General features: G+C 60.7%; 17 protein-coding genes and 4 tRNA genes. 9 read left to right on the top strand and 12 right to left on the bottom strand.

Features of this window, described 5'->3' with window-relative positions:
* Nucleotides 1-52 precede the first annotated feature (52 nt).
* From A7K61_RS01045 to A7K61_RS01005, 8 genes are all read left to right on the top strand, one after another.
* Entirely contained in the window at nucleotides 53-463 is a 411-nt protein-coding gene (locus A7K61_RS01045; protein WP_069556738.1) for a DUF4406 domain-containing protein, read from the top strand.
* Nucleotides 460-828, top strand: coding sequence for a hypothetical protein (locus A7K61_RS01040; protein ID WP_069556737.1), 369 nt, complete (start codon nucleotides 460-462; stop codon nucleotides 826-828). The genes A7K61_RS01045 and A7K61_RS01040 overlap by 4 nt, the downstream gene beginning before the upstream one ends.
* A 180-nt stretch (nucleotides 829-1,008) precedes the next feature.
* Nucleotides 1,009-1,566 carry a hypothetical protein gene (locus tag A7K61_RS01035; protein WP_069556736.1) on the top strand — a complete coding sequence of 186 codons (558 nt, stop codon included), beginning with the start codon at nucleotides 1,009-1,011 and terminating at the stop codon, nucleotides 1,564-1,566.
* An 80-nt stretch (nucleotides 1,567-1,646) separates the two neighbouring features.
* The gene (locus A7K61_RS01030) at nucleotides 1,647-2,300 is read left to right on the top strand and encodes a hypothetical protein (protein ID WP_069556735.1); all 654 of its coding nucleotides are present in this window, start codon (nucleotides 1,647-1,649) and stop codon (nucleotides 2,298-2,300) included.
* Between the two features lie 289 nt (nucleotides 2,301-2,589).
* On the top strand, nucleotides 2,590-3,549 hold the full coding sequence (locus tag A7K61_RS01020; RefSeq protein WP_069556734.1) for a hypothetical protein: 960 nt from the start codon (nucleotides 2,590-2,592) through the stop codon (nucleotides 3,547-3,549).
* Between the two features lie 42 nt (nucleotides 3,550-3,591).
* Complete coding sequence (locus tag A7K61_RS01015) at nucleotides 3,592-3,810, top strand: hypothetical protein (RefSeq protein ID WP_069556733.1); 219 nt, start codon at nucleotides 3,592-3,594, stop codon at nucleotides 3,808-3,810.
* Nucleotides 3,811-3,812: 2 nt separating this feature from the next.
* On the top strand, nucleotides 3,813-4,046 hold the full coding sequence (locus A7K61_RS01010) for a hypothetical protein (protein WP_049712342.1): 234 nt from the start codon (nucleotides 3,813-3,815) through the stop codon (nucleotides 4,044-4,046).
* Nucleotides 4,046-5,182 carry a tyrosine-type recombinase/integrase gene (locus A7K61_RS01005; RefSeq protein WP_069556732.1) on the top strand — a complete coding sequence of 379 codons (1,137 nt, stop codon included), beginning with the start codon at nucleotides 4,046-4,048 and terminating at the stop codon, nucleotides 5,180-5,182. Before A7K61_RS01010 ends, A7K61_RS01005 begins: the two co-directional genes overlap by 1 nt.
* Nucleotides 5,183-5,291: 109 nt before the next feature.
* Here the strand turns inward: A7K61_RS01005 and A7K61_RS01000 are convergent.
* Nucleotides 5,292-5,368, bottom strand: a tRNA-Val gene (locus A7K61_RS01000).
* 184 nt (nucleotides 5,369-5,552) lie between these two features.
* Between A7K61_RS01000 and A7K61_RS00995 the strand changes: the two genes are divergently transcribed.
* Complete coding sequence (locus A7K61_RS00995) at nucleotides 5,553-6,836, top strand: FAD-binding oxidoreductase (protein WP_057711836.1); 1,284 nt, start codon at nucleotides 5,553-5,555, stop codon at nucleotides 6,834-6,836.
* Nucleotides 6,837-6,878: 42 nt separating this feature from the next.
* On the opposite strand, the gene A7K61_RS00990 is transcribed toward A7K61_RS00995, so the two are convergent.
* From A7K61_RS00990 to A7K61_RS00940, 11 genes are all read right to left on the bottom strand, one after another.
* On the bottom strand, nucleotides 6,879-7,850 hold the full coding sequence (locus tag A7K61_RS00990) for an XdhC family protein (protein WP_003192526.1): 972 nt from the start codon (nucleotides 7,848-7,850) through the stop codon (nucleotides 6,879-6,881).
* Nucleotide 7,851: 1 nt separating this feature from the next.
* On the bottom strand, nucleotides 7,852-9,087 hold the full coding sequence (locus A7K61_RS00985) for a cytochrome c (RefSeq protein WP_069556731.1): 1,236 nt from the start codon (nucleotides 9,085-9,087) through the stop codon (nucleotides 7,852-7,854).
* A 2-nt stretch (nucleotides 9,088-9,089) separates the two neighbouring features.
* A complete protein-coding gene (locus tag A7K61_RS00980) occupies nucleotides 9,090-9,629 on the bottom strand; it encodes a (2Fe-2S)-binding protein (RefSeq protein WP_003192529.1) in 540 nt (179 codons plus the stop codon).
* Nucleotides 9,622-12,453 carry a xanthine dehydrogenase family protein molybdopterin-binding subunit gene (locus A7K61_RS00975; protein ID WP_069556730.1) on the bottom strand — a complete coding sequence of 944 codons (2,832 nt, stop codon included), beginning with the start codon at nucleotides 12,451-12,453 and terminating at the stop codon, nucleotides 9,622-9,624. Before A7K61_RS00975 ends, A7K61_RS00980 begins: the two co-directional genes overlap by 8 nt.
* A 386-nt stretch (nucleotides 12,454-12,839) precedes the next feature.
* A tRNA-Asp gene (locus A7K61_RS00970) sits at nucleotides 12,840-12,916 on the bottom strand.
* A 105-nt stretch (nucleotides 12,917-13,021) separates the two neighbouring features.
* Nucleotides 13,022-13,098 (bottom strand) — tRNA-Asp (locus tag A7K61_RS00965).
* A gap of 55 nt (nucleotides 13,099-13,153) precedes the next feature.
* A tRNA-Val gene (locus A7K61_RS00960) sits at nucleotides 13,154-13,229 on the bottom strand.
* 108 nt (nucleotides 13,230-13,337) lie between these two features.
* Nucleotides 13,338-14,102, bottom strand: a complete 765-nt coding sequence (locus tag A7K61_RS00955) for an SDR family oxidoreductase (protein WP_044274697.1) — start codon at nucleotides 14,100-14,102, stop codon at nucleotides 13,338-13,340.
* Nucleotides 14,103-14,113: 11 nt separating this feature from the next.
* Nucleotides 14,114-15,325: an O-succinylhomoserine sulfhydrylase gene (locus A7K61_RS00950; RefSeq protein ID WP_069556729.1), complete on the bottom strand. Its 1,212-nt coding sequence runs from the start codon at nucleotides 15,323-15,325 to the stop codon at nucleotides 14,114-14,116.
* A 65-nt stretch (nucleotides 15,326-15,390) separates the two neighbouring features.
* Nucleotides 15,391-16,896 carry an amidophosphoribosyltransferase gene (purF, locus tag A7K61_RS00945; RefSeq protein ID WP_003192537.1) on the bottom strand — a complete coding sequence of 502 codons (1,506 nt, stop codon included), beginning with the start codon at nucleotides 16,894-16,896 and terminating at the stop codon, nucleotides 15,391-15,393.
* A 41-nt stretch (nucleotides 16,897-16,937) separates the two neighbouring features.
* Nucleotides 16,938-17,495, bottom strand: coding sequence for a CvpA family protein (locus tag A7K61_RS00940; protein WP_003192538.1), 558 nt, complete (start codon nucleotides 17,493-17,495; stop codon nucleotides 16,938-16,940).
* Nucleotides 17,496-17,814 lie beyond the last annotated feature (319 nt).

Genomic DNA, 17,814 nt, shown 5'->3' with positions numbered 1-17,814 from the left:
TCCCCCATTGACCCCACTCCACCGCCCGGGCATGGCCCGGCAAGGACTCCCCATGCCTACAAAACAGAAAATCCCTGTCGTCTACGTGGCCGGCCCTTACCGCGCCACAACCCGCGAACTGATTGCCGAGAATATTGCCGTTGCCAGGTCGGTCGCGGTCGCCACCGCCCGTCTGTGCTGGTTCCCGCTCTGCCCGCACACCAACACAGCGCATTTCGATGACGACCTACCCGGTCAAGACCAGTTCTTCCTTGACGGTACCCTGGCGCTGATGGAGCGGTGTGACGCGGTTGTCCTGATCAATGGCTGGCGATACAGCGCCGGAACCCTTGGCGAGGTACACCGGGCTCGCGAGCTGGGTATGCCGATCTTTGCATGCCTGGAAGATTTGCCGACGGCCGAAGAGTTTGCTGGGATGACGGTCGTGAGTGCCCATGATCTGGTAACGAGGGAGGCTGTATGAGCCAAGTTGAGCGCTACTGGATCGACCCCAGCCGATTGGTTCAGGAAGGCTGGCACCAGGACGACACGTGTGTTGTGAAGGATTGGGCCTATGACCGAGTTGTCGCCGAGCGTGACGCCCTGCAAGCCCTGCTGACCGCAGCGGATGAGCGGGCGGATGCGCTGGAGGTGTTGTTGCGAAAATCAAAAGTTGCCGTAGATGACATGGCTGAAAACTGTGAAGACCAAGCTGATTGGGAGTTGGCTGGCTCTATGCGCAGACTATCTCAACATATCGACGCCGAACTCGGGCCAGCTAAGGCGACTCCTGACTTCCGGATGATAGGCACCGAGAAAATGCAGCCTATGGAGTACGACGAGCCATGAAAGCCCAACTCCCCGCCTACTGCTGGTGCCTGCTGGCACTGGCACAACTGATTTGCTGAGGTATTTATGAACTTCCAACCACCTGACCCGCCAGAATACGGCCATTGCCTGACGTGCAAAACGTCAATCCATCAGGACGAAGTACGCGGTGACCACTGTATTGAATGCGAGCCCGAAGCCATGACCACCAACCAAACGATTGACGGCGTGCCGCGTAGTCTTCTGCAAAGCCTTTACACCGACACCTTGCAGCAATGGGGTGTCGGGGGTAACGCTGCTAGTCAGCTGCGCGCCCTGCTGGATAAGACCGATGCCGATATTCCGGCATCGACGCCCCAGGGAGTGCCGGTGGCGTTAACGGCAGTCGGTGTATTGCGCGACGACGGTGACGGTGGTCTGGCGCCAGGGTGGACCCTTGAAGGCGGCACGGCTGAGCTTTGGGAGGGTGCTGTGCTACTGATCGCTGCCGAGGATCAGGAGCTGTGTGCCGAGGATGGGCATTGCACGTTGTATCGCGGTCAGTCCGCGCCGGTAGCGGTGGTGCTGCCTGAGCGTAGAGACTTCTCGCCTCAAAGCGATTCGGAATGGGGCTGGAACGCCTGCCTCGACGAAGTAGCTCGCCTGACCGCCACGGTTCGAATCCCTGAGCCCCTGGTTATGACCGACGGCCTGCACACCTACGAGTACGTCACCGGCCACAACGCCGCAATCGACAAGATGCTGGGCGTCAGACCCTGAAAGAGTACGCCTGTACTCCTTGCGACAATCTGTAACCCCTCCCCCTTCAAAGTCAGCCGCTATAGCGGCAAGGACGACACATGTCTGAAATAAAGGAACGGCCCATCCTATTCTCGGCGCCAATGGTGCGCGCCATCCTGGAAGGCCGGAAGACGGTCACGCGGAGGGCAATCAAGGTTCAGCCGCACATCGATGTTAGCGGAAATTTTTGCGTAGGTAACTCCAGCTACGGCCAGGACGGCTACGGAAAACCTGTAACCAAGCACTTCGTCAACGGCTGCTGCCCCTATGGCAAGCCCGGTGACCGGCTGTGGGTGCGTGAGACCTGGGCCCGTGTCGGCAATGACGATCCGGGCTATCTGACCTTCGGCGCCACCTACCCTTCCTGCCTTCCGCCAGAACTGGAAAACATTCCGCCTGCCAGCCAGATCCGCTGGAAACCCAGCATCCACATGTTCCGCCGCGACAGCCGCATCCTGCTGGAGATCACCGACGTGCGCGTCGAGCGGTTGCAGGACATCAGCGAAGAGCAGGCGCTGGCCGAGGGAATCATTCCTCACGTCCGTGGTGGCTGGCACTGGCACCAGCATGATCCGAGCAACGTTGATGACTGGCATCAGTTCGGGTTCAAGTCACCTGCCTTTGCGTTCCAAGACCTTTGGATTGGCACTGGCGGCGACTGGGACGCCAACCCTTGGGTCTGGGTGGTCGAGTTCAAGCGGGTGACGCCATGATCGCCACCCTCTAGTTCGCCTACGTCTTCATCTATCGAGGGATCAGGCCATGATCCTGCGATCCGGATTTATTCGGCGAAAGTTAGAGTCGGCCATGATCCGCTTGGCTATCGCAATCCTCATGGGCCGGAACGTCAAGCGATCCCTTGTCGTGTAACGCCGTGACAATAACGACATGTGGTACATGGCCGAAAAACTCGAAGCCATCGCCCAGCGCATCAGCAAGAACTACCCCTAACCCCAATCCCCCTACATGCCTGCCGGTGAGCGGCGGGCGAGGTATTCCTGCATGTTCGAAATAATCAAAGCCTGGTTTTCCCGCAATGTTTTCAGGGCCAACCCATGGCAAGACAAGTTCGTGATCCTCAATTTCATCGACCTCTACTACAAGGGCCAGCGTGACAGCATATTCGGCATCGCCATCGACTCCGGCGACAACGGCGACTACCCAGGAAATAAGCTGATCATCCATGTCTGGAAGTATTCAGCCTGGATCAAAATTCCCAACATCATCAAGCCTTGGGCGCAGAAGCACACATTCACTACATTGAGCCCGGAAGCTACAGCGCGACGACTTGAACAGTTCGGACATCTCGACTACTTCGAGTATCACGCTCGCAAGTACGGGTTCCGCCTGCAAACCCGAGGAATCCACACGAATTTCGGGCCTAGCACAATGGACTCGCAATCCGAAAAGTCTCGGTACTTCTCATTCCCTTGGCGCGAATTCGATCTGGTCCTGAATGCGCTGTGTGACGCAAACGGCGTTGAGCATATCGAGAAGAGCAAAGGTGTTCGTCTTGGCTACAAGGAAGCTCAGGCCATCAAAGACACAATGCCCCGCTATGTGTTTTTGCTCAAGGACTATGACGGCCAGGAAATACGAGCCTATTGCCATATGGAGAAGCGCGTTTACCGAATCGGTACCGGCTGGGTGAAAAAGTACTTCGGTGCACTGCGCCCTACACGAACTTTCGTTGAGCTGGATATCGCCTTTGATGGCGAGACCGGCCCCGAGAAAGGTTCGTGGAAAGGCGGAACGATCGGCACAGGTAGCCGGGCAGAGAAAGGCGATAAGCACGACGCCCAGTTCCTCATCGAGAAATATTGCGCCGGAACGCATCGCGCCAAAGGCTCCCACTACCAGATGACCCTGGTCCGCCGAGAGCCTGACGCTCCGTACACCAACGAGACTTACCGGAAGGCTTCAGCTCAACGCCGCGGCGAAGCTTACGTGCCGATCGCATAACTCACACCCACCTTCTGCCGCCCAGCGCGGCAAGGACACCCCATGTTCGCTATGAAACTCACCCTGATCCTGCTGGGCGCTTTGCTGTACCTGGTCGGAACCCTCGGCTGGTTCGGCTGGCTCGGGCTCGACCTGCTGGACACCGGTACCGCCGAGGCACTGCTCTACGCCTTCGCCGGCACTTGCGCCTGGCTGCTGATCAGCTTCGGCCTGGCAATTCACATCATCAAGACAGCGCGGCCCACGGTGGGCGGGAGGTAGGTATGGCAAAAGTCCTTGCCCAGATTACGGTCAAGCTGCCGCGCCTCATGGAGGCCGGCGAATACAGGAAGTTGCGGTACGTCGGCGGAAAGCCGAGCCTGCAGCAATTGAAAAAATGGATCGAGGAAGGCGAAGTGATCGGAGAGGTAAAAGGCGGGATGTATTTCGTCGATGTGCAGGCGGCGGTCATGGGCTCGAATGACCCGCTGCTTGCCAAGATGCTGGAGATCGGGTGATGGCTGCCCGCCCGCGCACGCTGCAAAACAGAAAGCTGCCCCCAAACCTTTACCCGAACGGTAAGTATTGGCGGTACCGCAACCCGGTCACCGGCGTGATGACTAGCATCAACCGCCCACTGGAGGAAGCAATTAAGCTGGCCCGGGCGGCCAACCTCAAGTTCGCCGAGTTGGTAGTCGATGACGGCTCGCTGCTGGCCGTGCTGACCGGAGACCGGCTTCCCATGGTGAGCAACCTGCTGACGCGCTTCGAAGAGGAATGGCTACCTGACCGGTCATACGCGGCCCGCACACTGGAGGAAATCAAGTTCAAGCTTGAGCGGTACCGGCAGGACCTAGGCGACCGACTGATAGGTCAACTGGACGTGCTGGCGATGGCCGAGTATCTCGACAACTTCAGCAACAACGCCTACACGAAGCACCGCGGGCTATGGGTGCAGATCTTCGCCTTTGCGGTGGCCAAGGGCCTGGCCGAGCGCAACAACGCAGAGCTGACCCTGGTCAAGAAGGAGGCCGAGAAGAAGCGCCAGCGCCACACGCTCGACGGATTGAAGCTGATCATCGATGCCGCGACAACGCCGCCATGGCTGAAGCGCGCGATCCGCCTGGCTTTGGCCAGTCTTCAGCGCCGGGACGACATCGTCACCTGGCTAAAGTCAGCAGCCGACATGGAAAAGAACACGCTGACCGTCTCCCCCGGAAAGACCCAGGGTTATGAGAACCCTGTGCACCTAAAAATCACCATGGGCGCTGCGCTGCGGGAGGTGGTTGGGGAGTGCCTGCGGTCGCCGCTCGCCTCGCCCTACCTGATCCACTACAAGCCCAAGGCCCGCCGGCGGGAACAGATAGACGCCAAGGATCATTGGACATCCGTGACGCCGGACTACTTAACCAAAGAGTTCAGCAAGGCCAGGGACGCCGCGCACGCCTACGACCATGTGCCGGCTGGTGAGCGCCCCACTTTTCACGAGATCCGCGCATTGGGCGCGTGGCTGTACGAGCAGCAGAAATTCCCACAGGAGTACATCCAGGCGCTCATGGGCCACGCGGACGAGAAGATGACGAAGCACTACCAGGAGGGGCACGACGAAAAGAAGATCGAGTATGTCGAGGTGGGCGCCGAATTGGCGTTTTGAGGTGGGGGTTTTGCAAAAGTTTTGCAAAAGTTTTGCAAATCGCAGAAAGCAAAAAGGGGTCACCGTTTCCGATGACCCCTCTAGACCGCCCAGCAGAGCGGATTTTGTTTGGTAGGCGCGATTGGACTCGAACCAACGACCCCCACCATGTCAAGGTGGTGCTCTAACCAACTGAGCTACGTGCCTGCTGTGAGGCGGCATTCTACGGAATTCCGAAGGGGTGTCAACATCTTTTTTGCAGCTAACCCTATGAATATGCGAATTTTTTATTTGCGTCGGGTACACCCGTGATTTCCGGGTGGCTGGCAGGCAATTTTCAACTCAGGTAGGATCGGCGTACTCGTAAAAAATATAAAACAGAGGTTCCAGGATGGCGAACACCCCCTACCCCCAGTCGTATTACGCCGCTTCTGCGAATGAAGTCCCGCCCCGTCCTGTGCTGCAAGGTGAAGTCGAGACCGACGTGTGCGTGATCGGGGCTGGCTATACCGGGCTTTCCAGTGCGCTGTTTTTGCTGGAGAACGGCTTTCGCGTCACGGTGCTGGAAGCCGCCAAGGTCGGTTTTGGTGCTTCGGGCCGCAACGGTGGGCAGATCGTCAACAGTTACAGCCGCGATATCGATGTGATCGAGCGCAGTGTCGGGCCTCAGCAGGCGCAGTTGTTGGGGCAGATGGCGTTTGAAGGCGGCAGGATCATCCGTGAGCGCGTGGCCAAGTATCAGATCCAGTGCGACTTGAAGGACGGCGGCGTGTTCGCCGCCCTCAATAGCAAGCACATGGGCCACTTGGAGTCGCAGAAGCGCCTGTGGGAGCGCTACGGCCATACGCAACTGGAGTTGTTGGACGAGCACCGCATCCGCGAAGTGGTGGCCTGTGACAACTATGTGGGCGGCCTGCTGGACATGAGCGGCGGTCATATCCACCCGCTCAACCTGGCGCTCGGTGAAGCCGCGGCCGTGGAATCACTGGGCGGCACGATCTATGAGCAATCGGCAGCGGTGCGCATTGAGCGCGGTGCCAATCCGGTGGTGCACACCGCCGAAGGCAGGGTCAGGGCCAAGTTCATTATCGTCGCGGGCAACGCTTACCTGGGCAATCTGGTGCCGGAGTTGGCGGCCAAGTCGATGCCGTGCGGCACCCAAGTGATCACCACGGCGCCACTGGGCGATGAAGTGGCCAAGACGCTGTTGCCCCAGGATTATTGTGTCGAGGACTGCAACTACCTGCTCGACTACTACCGCCTCACCAGCGACAAGCGCCTGATCTTCGGCGGCGGCGTGGTGTATGGCGCGCGGGACCCGGCGAATATCGAAGCGATCATCCGGCCGAAAATGCTCAAGGCATTTCCACAGCTCAAGGACGTGAAGATCGACTACGCCTGGACCGGCAACTTCCTGCTGACCCTGTCGCGCTTGCCGCAGGTTGGCCGCCTTGGCGACAACATCTATTACTCCCAGGGCTGTAGCGGCCATGGCGTGACGTACACGCACCTGGCGGGCAAAGTGCTGGCAGAGGCCTTGCGGGGTCAGGCTGAGCGTTTTGATGCGTTTGCGGACTTGCCGCATTACCCGTTCCCGGGTGGGCAGATGTTGCGCACGCCGTTTGCGGCGTTGGGGGCCTGGTACTACGGGTTGCGGGATAAGTTCGGGATGTAACCACTGTAGGAGCGAGCTTGCTCGCTCCTACAGGGCTGCGCTTCAGAGCTGGTCGCGAGCAATCCCGCTGCGAATCCGCACGATATCGGCCAATACTGCCAGCGCGATTTCCGATGGCGTCCTGCTGCCCAGGTTAAGCCCGATGGGTGCGTGTATCCGCGCCAATTCAGCCTCCCCTAACCCACCGATACGGCGCAGTCGCTCAAAGCGCTTCTGCGAGGTCTGCAACGACCCCATCACGCCAATGTAGAACGCGTCGGTACGCACCGCTTCCATCATCGCCAGATCGTCGATACGCGGGTCATGGGTCAGCGCCACCACCGCCGTATCACGGTGACAGCCACCGTCGGCAATAAACACCGACGGCAACTGGCGACGAATCTCCACGCCATTGAGCACCACGCCTTCGAGCACTTCATCGCGCGGGTCGCAGAGGATCACCTCAAACCCAAGACCGACCGCAAACTCGGCACACGCCTGCGCCACGCTGGAGTACCCGGCCAGCAACAAACGCTGAGCCGCACCAACACGGATGCGCACCCGGTCACTGTCACGCTCGATGCGCGCGCCCTGCTCGCGGTCAGCAAACAGGCTGTGCGCCCCGCTGGCCAGGTACACCTCGCGAATCAAGCGGCGCTGCCCGAGCAGCGCCGACTCCACTTCACGCAGGTGCGCCTGCACCTCGCAGTCAGGCTCGAGCTTCTCAACCAAGACATCGAGAATACCGCCACAGGGCAGGCTGACCCGCGAGCGCGGATCGTCCCCTGCGCCATAGCGCACCACGTTGACCGCATCGAGAAACGCACCTTCGGCGACGCGCTCGAGAAAGTCTTCCTCGACGCAACCACCCGACAACGACCCAATCCACTGCCCAGCGGCGTTCACCGCCAGCAGCGAACCCGGCGCCCGCGGCGCCGAGCCGTAGGTGGCCAGCACCGTACAGAGCCAGATGCGCTGCCCGGCCACCGACCACTCCAGCGCCCGTCGTATCACCTGCAGATCCAGATGCTGCATGTCAGTGCGCCTTGTGCTCGATGGACGGCGCCTCAGCCTGCAGCTTCTGCACGTCGCTTACCGCCAGCTCCGCCGATTGCCCGCCCCAGCCTTGGCGCAGGTAATTGATCAGATCGGTGAGTTGCTCCGAGCTGAGTTTTCCAGCGAAGCCCGGCATCGGTTGCATGTGTTCGAACCCGGAGAACTTCTGCTCGCCGATCCCGTCCTCAATCACCCGTACCAGGTTGCGCGGGTCTTCCAGCCGCAGCGTGGTGTTGCCGCGCATCGCCACCGCGATGTGCGGCTTGCCTTCGCCACCTGCCGCATGGCAACCGGCACAGACGTTCAGGTATTCCTGGCGGCCGCGCTGAGCGCTCGGGCCGAGCTGGTCCACCGGCACTTCGACCAACGCCTTGGCTGCCGGCGGTTTATCACCGAGCAGGAAGGTTGCCATCGCGGCCAGGTCCGCATCGCTCAGGCCCTGGGTGCTGTTGTGAAACACCGGGAACATCTCGTTGAACATCGTGCCCTGAGCGCTCATGCCGTGCTTGAGGAAGGTGCTCAGGTCCTGTTCATTCCAGCCGCGTGCGGCCAGGTCCGTGGCGAGCAGGCTGGGCGCCAGATAGCCATTGAGGATGCCGCCGGTCAGGCGCTTGTCCAGCTCCATCGCGCCGGGCAGGCCGCGTGGCGTGTGGCATTCGCCGCAGTGACCGAGCACTTCAACCATGTATTGGCCGCGCTTCCAGGCTTCGCTCTTGCCTTGCGCCGGTTCCAGTTTCAGCGCTTTGCCGTACAACACGTTCCAGCCCATCAGGCCCAGGCGCACGTTGAACGGAAAGCTCAGGCTCGTCACCGGCGCTGCGCGCTCGATCGGCTCGATGGTCTTGAGGTACGCATGAATCGCGTCCGAGTCTTCACGCGGCATCAGGTGGTACGAGGTGTAGGGCATCGCCGGGTACAAGTACGCGCCGTCGCGACGCTTGCCTTCAGTCAACGCGGCGAAGAACTCATCATCGTTGTACAAGCCGATGCCGTGTTCCTTGCTTGGCGTGATGTTGGTGCCGTAGATGGTGCCGAACGGCGAGACAATCGGCAGGCCGCCCGCAAACGGCGCGCCGCCCGGTGCCGTGTGGCAGGCCATGCAGTCGGCGGCGCGGGCGAGGTATTCGCCGCGCTTGGCTTGATCATCAGCGTGGGCAAACAATACCGGCGCGGCCAGGCCAACCGCCAAGGCCAGGCGGGTCAGAAAAAGCTTCATGCTTAACCCTCCTTGACCAGGCCGAGATCGGTCAGCACGTTGCGGGTGGCGTTGTAATAACGCACGTACCCGGTACAACGGCAGACGTGATGACCGAGGCTGTCCTCGATGACTTGTTCCAGCTTGCTGTGCACGGTCGGCTGGCGTTGCAGTTTCTCCACCAACACCGTGGCCGCGTTGACGAAGCCTGGTGCGCAATAGCTGCACTGAAAGGCGAACTCATCCACGAAGCGCTGCTGGATCGGGTTCAGCTCAGTGACCTGGCCCGCCTCGTCGCGCTTGGCATGGCCTTCGATGGTGCGTACTTTTTTGCCTTCAAAGTAGTGCGCGCCGGTGATGCAGGTGCGCACTTCTTCGCTGGTGCCGTCCGGGTTATCGACGATCACCACGCAGGCGTGGCAAATACCTTGGCCGCAGCCCAACCGCGAGCCGGTGAGGTTCTTGTACTCGTGCAGGTAGTCGATCATCGGCAGGTCATCAGGGATGTCCACCGGGCCGACGGATTGACCATTGAGGGTCAGTTGAAGCGGACGGTTAGCCATTGAGGGCCTCCTTGATGCGGGCAGCCGTGATTGGCAGGTCGCGAACACGTTTACCGATGGCGTGCGCCACCGCATTACCGATGGCCCCGACAATCGGGATCATCACCACCTCAGCGATACCTTTGGACGGGTCGCTTGGCGACAGCGCCGGCAGAATCTCCGAGGTCTGTTTCCACACGGCAACGTGACGCGCCATCGGCAGACGGTAACGGTTGAAGTTCCAGTCACCCTCCCCCGGCCCGCCTTCGTACAGCGGCATTTCTTCCATCAAGGCGTGACCGATGCCCATGGCCACACCACCTTCGAGCTGGCCCTTGACCAATTCTTCAACCAGCACCCGACCACACTCGATCCACGAATGGTGATTGAGCACTTCGACCTGTGCCGACCCCTTGTTGACCTTCAACTCGACCAACGTGGCGACGGGGCTGTAGTACGTCACCGCAGCGTTGTTCAACTGGGTGGCGGGATAGCTGACGTTCTGGCGATCGAGCAGGTGGAAACCGGCCGTGCTCATCAGCGCCTGCTTGGCTTTCGGTGCGCCGTCGCCGTACTTCACCGCCAGACCGTCGAGCGGCAGGCGCTCGCGCACGCCGTCGATGCTGTATTCGGCTTCGGCCCAGCTCCAGCGGTTGAACCCGTGGACCGTGGCAGCGGTGACCAGGCCGCGCTCGTGCGCGCGCTTGGCCAGTTCTTCAAAGCTCAACGGCTGCATACCGTTGGCGGTGAGTTTGCCGTCCACCCAGTGCGCGTCTTCGCGGCGTACCACATAGGGGTTGGCCTGACCGCCGAACGGGCCCTGGCGCCAGATCTCCAGCGCTGCTGGCCACAGGCCGTGGTTGAACAGCACACGCGCCGCTTCACGGGTGGCGTGGCTGAAGTAGTACGCCGAGTTGGTCGCCGAAGACGCCGACGCGAGCTTGCCCACCCAACGCGGGTTGCGCAGCAGGTTGTCCTGCTCGGCCTGGCTCATGGTGTAAGGGTTGCCGCCGGTGACCAGCTGCATTTCCTTCCACTCTGTTTCGCCAGTCTTCACTTCGTGGGCCGGGCTGCCGAGAAAATCGGCGACCACCAGCGATTGCGAAGTGGACATGCCGGTGCCGATTTCGATACCGATATGACGCAGACTGATGCGACCGTCAGCGCTGAATTCAACACTGGCCATCGGCGCTTCGGAACCGGTGCCGAAGTCTTTCTGGCAGATGGCAAAACCAACGCCATACCAGTTATCCGGGTCGGCGGCTTCGCGTTGTTGCTTGATCGCGTCGCGGTTTTTCCACACGTCGTGCACAGCGGCCTTGTCGAGAATTTCGTGCAGGCGCAACGCACCGGCAGGGATCGCGCCCTGGGTGTTCTTCATGCCCGAACGCAGTGCGTTCTTGCGCCGCAGCTCAATGGCATCAATGCCCAGGCGGTCGGCGATTTCATCGACCATCATTTCGGTGGCGGCCATGCTTTGCAGGGTGCCGTAGCCACGCATCGAACCCGCCTCGACGCCACGGGAGTGATACGCGGTGACTTGCAGGTCGTTCTGCGGCATGTAGTAGATCGACTGCGCCGCCGTGGCGCCGACCGCAGCCACCGATGGGCTGTAGTTGATACGGCCACCGCCATCGACGCTCATGTCGGCGAGGAAGATTTTGAAGCTGTGGTCGTTCTTGTCGACCGCCAACTGATAGCGAATATCGAACGGGTGGCGCTTGATGCCGCTCTGGAATTGCTCGTAACGGTCATTGGCCAGACGCACCGGCACACCGGCGCCATACAACGCAGCGAGGGCAGCGTAGTAGACGAAGATATTGTGGTCTTTGGAACCGTAACCCACGGTGTAACCTGGGTGCATGTTCAGATGGGCCAGGCCGAAGCGCGACGGCGAGATCATCTTGGCGGTCTCGGTCGCGACTTCCAATGGGCACTGGGTGGCCACCACAAAGTGCAGGGTCTTGGTCGCCGGATCGTACCAACCGTTGCCGTTGTCCGGCTCCATGGCGGCCGGCTCGATCGATGGGGTTTGGTAGCGCTCGTCAAACACCAGCCAGTTGTCCGGCGGCGTGTTGATCTGGCTCTTCATGCGCTCGGCATAGAACAGCCCGCGCTCGGTCAGGTTGCCGTGCAGGTTCGGCTGGGAATTCCACACCGGGCGACGGTTTTTCAGCATCGGGAACAGGATCGAATCCTTGAGGCTGGCGAATTCGTCTTCATCGGCGGAGGTCGCGCCACCCACGCGCACATAGCGGAAGCTGCCGTAGGGGTCGCCTTCGTAATACGGCACTTTGGCGCCGTAACGAATCGCCTTGTCATTGAACTTGAGCTTGTTCTTGGCCTGGCGGAAACGCTCGAAGTCGTTCCAGATCAGGATCGCCACCGGGTGACCGATGAACATCGGCACTTTGCCCTCGGGCAGCAACGGGTCCGGCGCATGCTCTTCCGGGAAGACGATACCGTCCTTGTCCAGGTCGGCAGCGGTGACAATACGGTCCGGCTGCAGATCGGCGCCAAGCCACGACAGGTCGTAGCCTGCGTAGATGTGGTCGGCCTTGATGGTTTTGAGCAGCATGGCGTGACCTTGCTGCTGGGGCCAGCCCGGCATGTCCTTGGAACGAATGTCGCGGGCAAACACCTTGCTGCCGCAGACTTTCGACAAGGCATCGTTACGCTGGCGCGCCTTGCCATTATGGCCGAGCCACTTTTCAGACGGCACGGTCACGCTGTTTTCCATCAAGGCAGCCAGCGCCTGGGTGCTGAGCGGCGTGAGCGTGACACTCACACCCGCCACCAGCCCGCCCTGGAGGAACGAGCGCCGGGTTATTTCACGGTTGGACATGGATCATCCTCTGAGCGGTTATAAATCCGCCCTTATGGTTAAGTACACCGAATCTGGAGACTTGCAGAAGCCTTTCTCGACGAATCAAAAGGCCATGATGACAGTGCAAAGTTGACCGAAGGGTTAACTTTAAAGGTTTCTGCGCCTGCGGCAAATAACCACATTGAAATTTTTTGACACAAGAACGCAAAACGGCCGACAGAATCAAAAAGATCTGTCGGCCGTTTGCCGATAATGAGCACTGGTGGCAGCGAAGAAGATGAGGTTTTTCCAAACCCCAGACACAAAAAACCCCGGTCTTTCGACCAGGGTCTTTGCTATCGGATCAAGGTGAGCCAGTGGCTTTCCTTGTGCTTCAAGGCGTTCAGTGGGCCTTGAGGCAGATATGGCGCAGCGGACGGGACTCGAACCCGCGACCCCCGGCGTGACAGGCCGGTATTCTAACCGACTGAACTACCGCTGCGTATCGCTTGGCTGATTGAGCATGAAGCCTCAACCACCTTTAAACATCTGACCGATCAGCCTTGGCTGTTCAATCTCAAGCCCGACGGATCGGACCTGGAAAATATGGCGCAGCGGACGGGACTCGAACCCGCGACCCCCGGCGTGACAGGCCGGTATTCTAACCGACTGAACTACCGCTGCGCGTCGGTGCAACCTTTAACGTTGCGTCTTGCCCTAAGGCAAAACTCTCAAGAAGTGGTGGGTGATGACGGGATCGAACCGCCGACCCTCTGCTTGTAAGGCAGATGCTCTCCCAGCTGAGCTAATCACCCTTTGCTTCGTTGAGGCCGCGAAATTTACGCAGGTAGCGGACCTAAGTCAATAGCCTGCTTGAAGTTTTTCTGAAAAAGACAAAAATGACTTCAAGACGGCTACCGGCCCTACTCGCTGTAAATCATCTTCTTGCTCATGCCGCCGTCCACCACGAACTCTTGCCCGGTGACGAACCCGGCCTGGCGTGACAGCAACCAGGCCACCATCGCCGCCACGTCCTCCACCGTCCCCACCCTGCCCGCCGGATGCTGGGCATGGTCGGCGTCGGTGAGCGGCTCTGCACGCCGCGCCGCCGGGTCACGCGCGTCGATCCAGCCAGGGCTGACAGCATTGACTCGCACTTCAGGCCCCAGGCTCATGGCCAGGGCGTGGGTCAGGGCCAACAGCCCACCTTTGCTGGCCGCATAGGCTTCGGTGTCGGGCTCGGATTGACGCGCCCGGGTCGAGGCCAGGTTAACGATGGCACCGCCATGGGCACGCAGGTAAGGCGCACAGTGCTTGGCCAACAGCATCGGCCCACTGAGGTTGACCGCCAGCACGCGGTTCCAGTACGCCAGGTCGAGGCTTTCCAGAGTAATATTGCGCGGGTCGGCCACCGCCGCGTTGCACACCAACGCATCCAGGCGCCCGAACTGCCCCAGCACCTCGGCGACACCCTGGGCCACTTGTTTCTCGTCGGCCACGTCCATGGTGATAAACCAGGCATTGTCGCCCAGCACCTTGGACACCTTGGCACCGCGCTCGCGGTCCAGGTCGGTCAGCACCACCTGCCAGCCTTCACTGATCAGCCACGCGGCAATCCCGAGGCCAATGCCCCGCGCCGCGCCCGTCACCAACGCCACGCGCCCGTTACTGGCCCCCGCGGCCTCCATGGACCACTCGATCACAAGGCCGCCAGCCCGCGGGCCAGGTCTGCCTGCAAGTCAGCAACGTCTTCCAGGCCCACCGCAATGCGGATCAGGCTGTCACGGATGCCGGCCGCTTCACGCTCCTGCGGCGCCAGGCGCCCGTGGGAGGTGGTGCTCGGGTGGGTGATGGTGGTCTTGCTATCACCCAGGTTGGCGGTGATGGAGATCAAGCGCGTCGCGTCGATAAAGCGCCAGGCGCCGTCTTTGCCGCCCTTCACTTCAAAGCTCACCACCGCACCGAAACCACGCTGCTGGCGCTGAGCCAAGGCGTGTTGCGGGTGGCTCTTGAGGCCGGCGTAATGCACCTTCTCGATACCGTCCTGCTGCTCCAGCCACTCGGCCAGGGCCTGGGCGTTGGCGCAATGGGCTTTCATGCGCAGGCTGAGGGTTTCCAGGCCTTTGAGGAAGATCCAGGCGTTGAACGGGCTCAGGGTCGGGCCGGCGGTGCGCAGAAAGCCCACCACTTCCTTCATCTGCTCGCTACGGCCGGCCACTACGCCGCCCATGCAACGGCCCTGGCCGTCGATGAACTTGGTTGCCGAGTGCACCACGATGTCCGCACCCAGCTTCAGCGGTTGCTGCAAGGCCGGGGTGCAGAAGCAGTTGTCCACCACCAGCATCGCGCCCTTGGCATGCGCGACTTCCGACAGCGCGGCGATGTCCACCAGCTCAGCGAGCGGGTTGGACGGCGATTCGACGAATAACAGCTTGGTATTGGCCTTGATGGCCGCCTCCCAACCGGACAGCTCCGCCAGGGGCACGTAATCGACTTCAATACCGAAACGCTTGAAGTACTTCTCGAACAGGCTGATGGTCGAGCCAAACACGCTGCGCGATACCAGCACATGGTCGCCGGCGCTGCACAGGCTCATCACCACGGCCAGGATGGCCGCCATGCCGGTGGCGGTCGCCACGGCCTGCTCGGCACCTTCCAGGGCCGCGATGCGCTCTTCGAACGCGCGTACGGTCGGGTTGGTGTAGCGCGAATACACGTTGCCCGGCACTTCGCCGGCGAAGCGCGCAGCGGCGTCGGCGGCAGTACGGAACACGTAGCTGGAGGTGAAGAACATCGGGTCGCCGTGCTCACCTTCCGGGGTACGGTGCTGGCCGGCGCGCACAGCCAGGGTATCGAAAGCTACGCCATCGAGGTCGCTGTCCAACCGACCGGCATCCCATTCCTGACTCATGCTGCGACTCCTTATTCAATTCTTTGTTTAAGATACAAAACCGGCCCCTCAGGGCCGGTGTTTACTCAGTTGTTATACAGGTCGATGATCGCGCTGACCGCCTGGGTCTTGATCTTCGACGAGTCGTTGCGCGCCTGTTCGATCTTGTTCAGGTAGGCCTCGTCAACATCGCCGGTCACGTACTTGCCGTCGAACACGGCGCAGTCGAACTGCTCGATCTTGATCTTGCCACCGCCAACCGCTTCGATCAGGTCCGGAAGGTCCTGGTAGATCAGCCAGTCGGCACCGATCAGGTCGGCCACGTCCTGGGTCGAACGGTTATGCGCGATCAGCTCATGGGCGCTCGGCATGTCGATACCGTACACGTTCGGGTAACGCACCGCAGGCGCGGCGGAACAGAAGTACACGTTCTTGGCCCCGGCTTCGCGGGCCATCTGGATGATCTGTTTGCAGGTGGTGCCGCGCACGATGGAGTCATCCACCAGCATCACGTTCTTGCCGCGGAACTCAAGCTCAATGGCGTTGAGCTTCTGGCGTACCGACTTCTTGCGCGCCGCCTGGCCGGGCATGATGAAGGTACGGCCAATGTAACGGTTCTTCACGAAGCCTTCGCGGAACTTGACGCCCAGATGGTTGGCCAACTCCAGCGCAGCGGTACGGCTGGTGTCCGGAATCGGGATGACCACGTCGATATCGTGCTCGGGGCGCTCGCGCAGGATCTTCTCGGCCAGCTTCTCGCCCATGCGCAGGCGCGCCTTGTAGACCGAGACGCCGTCGATGATCGAATCCGGGCGCGCCAGGTAGACGTGTTCGAAGATGCACGGGGTGAGTTTCGGCGCTACGGCGCACTGACGGGTGTGCAGCTTGCCGTCTTCAGTGATGTAGACAGCCTCGCCCGGCGCCAGGTCGCGGATCAGGGTGAAGCCCAGCACGTCCAGGGACACACTTTCGGAAGCGATCATGTACTCGACGCCTTCGTCGGTGTGACGCTGGCCGAACACGATCGGGCGAATGCCGTGGGGGTCGCGGAAACCGACGATGCCGTAACCGGTGATCATCGCCACCACCGCATAACCACCGACGCAACGGTTGTGCACGTCGATCACGGCAGCGAACACATCTTCTTCGGTCGGCTGCAGCTTGCCGCGCTGGGCCAGCTCGTGGGCGAACACGTTGAGCAGCACTTCCGAATCGGAGCTGGTGTTGACGTGGCGCAGGTCAGATTCGTAGATCTCCTTGGCCAGTTGTTCAACGTTGGTCAGGTTACCGTTGTGCGCCAAGGTAATGCCGTAAGGCGAGTTGACGTAGAACGGTTGAGCTTCTGCCGAGGTCGAACTACCGGCAGTCGGGTAACGCACATGGCCAATGCCCATGTGCCCGACGAGGCGCTGCATGTGACGCTGATGGAACACGTCACGCACCAGGCCATTGTCCTTGCGCAGGAATAACCGGCCGTCGTGGCTGGTCACAATACCGGCAGCGTCCTGGCCGCGGTGCTGGAGGACGGTTAGCGCGTCATACAGCGCCTGATTGACGTTCGACTTACCGACGATACCGACGATGCCACACATGCGACGCAACCCCTACTTAATGAATCTTGACTGAACACAACTTACTGAGGCGTTTTGGCCGGCAAGAGGTGTTCCTTGAACGGAAGATCAGCGGGTACGCTGATTCCGCTGGCCAGCCACTGACTGCTCCACCCCAATATGAGGTTCTTGGACCAGTCTGCAACCAATAGAAATTTTGGCACGAGTACCGACTCCTGCCACCACGAATCCTGCTGTACCGGCCCCAGGCTCAACAACCCGACCGCCACGACCACCAGCAGCGCGCCACGCGCAGCCCCGAAGGCCATGCCGAGAAATCGATCGGTCCCGGAGAGGCCGGTGACACGTATCAACTCGCCAATAAGATAATTGACCATTGCCCCCACCAACAGCGTGGCGATGAACATGATGGCGCAGCCCGCGATGACGCGAGCCGAAGGTGTCTCTATGTACCCGGCCAGGTAGACCGACAGTGAACCACCGAACATCCAGGCTACGACTCCTGCGATGATCCAGGTCAGCAACGACAGTGCTTCTTTTACGAAGCCGCGGCTCAGACTGATCAAAGCGGAGATGGCGACGATTGCAACGATCGCCCAATCAACCCAGGTAAATGGCACAGTGCAGCCTACGTACGGATAAGGCGGCGCATTTTAGCAGAGCGCCGGGCTATCGGTAAGCGGTGATTGCGGGTGCTTTGCAAATCAATAGATTGTGACGGGCCGATCGTATTTCAACCCCGGCACAAACCAATGTGGGAGCTGTATCTACATAGCTTAGGGCAGACGCTGAAGCTGTGGCGAGGGGGCTTGCTCCCGCCCGTGACGAACCGACAACTGACACCCCACGATCCAACTGTGGGAGCGGGCTTGCTCGCGAAGGCGGCCTAGCAGTCAACACAGTTGGATTGTGTACATATCCATTGCTGCGGTAACGGCC

It is taken from the genome of Pseudomonas sp. AP42, assembly GCF_001728935.1.
GTDB lineage: Bacteria > Pseudomonadota > Gammaproteobacteria > Pseudomonadales > Pseudomonadaceae > Aquipseudomonas > Aquipseudomonas lactis.
This window is presented reverse-complemented; position numbering and strand designations above follow the sequence as displayed.